The sequence below is a fragment of the Brevundimonas sp. GW456-12-10-14-LB3 genome (genome assembly GCF_059424365.1).
In genome coordinates, this window is record NZ_JBWKZJ010000078.1 from 1 (window position 1) to 2314 (window position 2314).

Here is a 2314-nt window from a genome sequence, read left to right on the forward strand (position 1 = left end):
CCGCTTCGCGGTCCCCCTCCCCCAAGGGGGGAGGATTGCGGGGATCGGGTCACAATCTCATCTCCAGGCCTTCGCCCGCCAGATAGGCCTTCAGGTCCGGGATGGCGATGGCGCCGGTGTGGAAGACGCTGGCGGCCAGGGCGCCGGAGACGTCGGCCTGATTGAAGACGTCGCGGAAATGTTCGGGCGCGCCGGCGCCGCCCGAGGCGATCAGGGGGATGGTCAGGCGCGCGCGGGCGGCGGACAGCTGTTCGACGTCATAACCGCGTCGAACTCCGTCCTGGTCGATGCAGTTCAGAACGATCTCGCCGGCGCCCAGGCTCTGGGCCTCGTCCAGCCAGTCCAGGGTGCGTTTGCCGGCGCGGCGGCGGGCGTCGGGATCGCCGGTGTATTTGTGGACCACCCAGTCGCCGTCCTCGAACCGGCTGTCGACGCCGACGACGACGCATTGCCCGCCCAGCCGCTCGGCCATTTCGGCGATCAGTTCGGGACGCTCCAGGGCGGGGGAGTTGATCGACACCTTGTCCGCCCCGTGATCAAGGCAGCGGGCCGCTTGATCGACGCTGCGGATGCCGCCGGCGACGCAGAAGGGGATGTCCAGCAGCCGGGCGATGTCCTTGATCCAGCCGTAGTCCAGGGTCCGGCCCTCGGGGCTGGCGGTGATGTCGTAGAAGACCAGTTCGTCGGCGCCGGCGTCGCGGTAGCGGGCGGCCAGTTCAGCGGCGTCGCCCATGTCGGTGTGGCCGACGAACTTGACGCCCTTGACCACCCGGCCGTCCTTGACGTCCAGACAGGGGACGATACGGCGCGCGGTCATGCCGTGGCCGCCGCTATGGCTTGCGGCAGGGTGAAGCGGTTCTCGTACAGGGCGCGGCCGACGATGGCGCCGTTGCAGCCCAGGGCCTTGACCGCGACGAGATCGTCCAGAGACGAGATGCCGCCGGACGCCTGAAGGACGACATCGGGGCGACGGCGGCGGATTTCGGCCAGCAGCTCCAGATTGGGGCCGGTCAGGGCCCCGTCGCGGCCGACGTCTGTGACCAGCAGGTGTTTGGCCGTGCCCTTGGGATAGCGATCCAGCGCCTCCCACAGGGTCGTTTCGGAAGACTGGGTCCAGCCCTTCAGGGCGGGGACGGGCACGCCGTCCTCGATCTTGACGTCCAGGGCCAGGGTGATGCGTTCGGGGCCGAAACCCTTGAGCCAGGCGGCGACGTCATTGGGCTGGGTCACCGCCAGGGAGCCGACGACGACGCGGGAGACCCCGGCCTCCAGCAGCTTGGCCACATCATTGGCGCTGCGGACGCCGCCGCCGGACTGGATCTTGATCTCGAGGGCCTGGGCCAGTTCGCCGATCAGGGCGTGCTGGCGCGCCTCGCCCGCCTCGGCCCCGTCCAGATCGACGATGTGAATCCACTCGGCGCCCTCGGCCGCGAAGGCGCTGAGGCGGGCGGCGGGCTGTTCGTCATACTGCGTCACCTGGTCGAACTTGCCGTGCATCAGGCGCACGCAGACGCCGTCCTTCAGGTCGATGGCGGGGTAGATCAGCATGATGGATTCTCGGGCAGGCTCAGGAAGTTCCTGAGAATCGTCGCCCCGGCCTCGGCCGAGCGTTCGGGGTGGAACTGGCAGCCCCAGCGGTTGGCGGTGCGGACTATGGCGGGCACGGGGCCGCCGTAGTCGGCGCGGGCCAGGGTGGCGGGGCCGTCGGGACAGACATAGCCGTGGACGAAATAGGCGTAGGCGCCGTCGGCGACCCCCTCCAGCAGCGGATCCTCACGGTCGCGCGTCAGCCGGCTCCAGCCCATATGCGGCACGGGCAGGCCGCCGGCCGGCTCCAGCCGGGACACGGCGCCGGGGATGAAGCCCAGCAGATCGACGCCTTCGCCCTCCTGGCTGGTTTCGAACAGAAGTTGCTGGCCCAGGCAGACGCCCAGCAGGGGACGGGGGAAGGCGCGGATCGGTTCGACCAGGCCCAGTTCGGACAGGCGGCTCATGGCGTAGCCGGCCGCCCCGACGCCGGGCAGGATGACCCGTTCGGCGTCTGTGATCACGGCGGGATCGTCGGTCAGGCGCACAGTGGCGCCGAGACGTTCCAGGGCGAACTGGACCGAGGCGACGTTGCCGGCGCCGTAGGCGATGACGGCGACCTCGGTCATTTGATCCTCCCCCGTTGGGGGAGGGGGACCGCGCGTAGCGTGGTGGAGGGGGCGAGGACGCTCGAGGTGTGGAACGTGAGGCGCCGGCGCGCGGGCCGGGGGGGGGGGGGGGGGGGGGGGGGGGGGGGGGGGGGGGGGGGGGGGGGGGGGGGGGGGGG

3 protein-coding genes are annotated in these 2314 nt (G+C 70.9%); all 3 read right to left on the reverse strand.

The genetic code is table 11. From position 1 onward, the window contains the following. Positions 1-49: 49 nt before the first annotated feature. From hisF to hisH, 3 genes are read right to left on the reverse strand one after another with little or no spacing between them, the layout of a single operon-like run. The gene (hisF, locus tag AC07XS_RS15810) at positions 50-817 is read right to left on the reverse strand and encodes an imidazole glycerol phosphate synthase subunit HisF (RefSeq protein WP_182715212.1); all 768 of its coding nucleotides are present in this window, start codon (positions 815-817) and stop codon (positions 50-52) included. Then, a complete protein-coding gene (gene hisA / locus AC07XS_RS15815) occupies positions 814-1548 on the reverse strand; it encodes a 1-(5-phosphoribosyl)-5-[(5-phosphoribosylamino)methylideneamino]imidazole-4-carboxamide isomerase (protein ID WP_182715211.1) in 735 nt (244 codons plus the stop codon). Before hisA ends, hisF begins: the two co-directional genes overlap by 4 nt. Continuing rightward, a complete protein-coding gene (gene hisH, locus AC07XS_RS15820) occupies positions 1542-2156 on the reverse strand; it encodes an imidazole glycerol phosphate synthase subunit HisH (RefSeq protein WP_182715210.1) in 615 nt (204 codons plus the stop codon). The genes hisA and hisH overlap by 7 nt, the downstream gene beginning before the upstream one ends. Positions 2157-2314 lie beyond the last annotated feature (158 nt).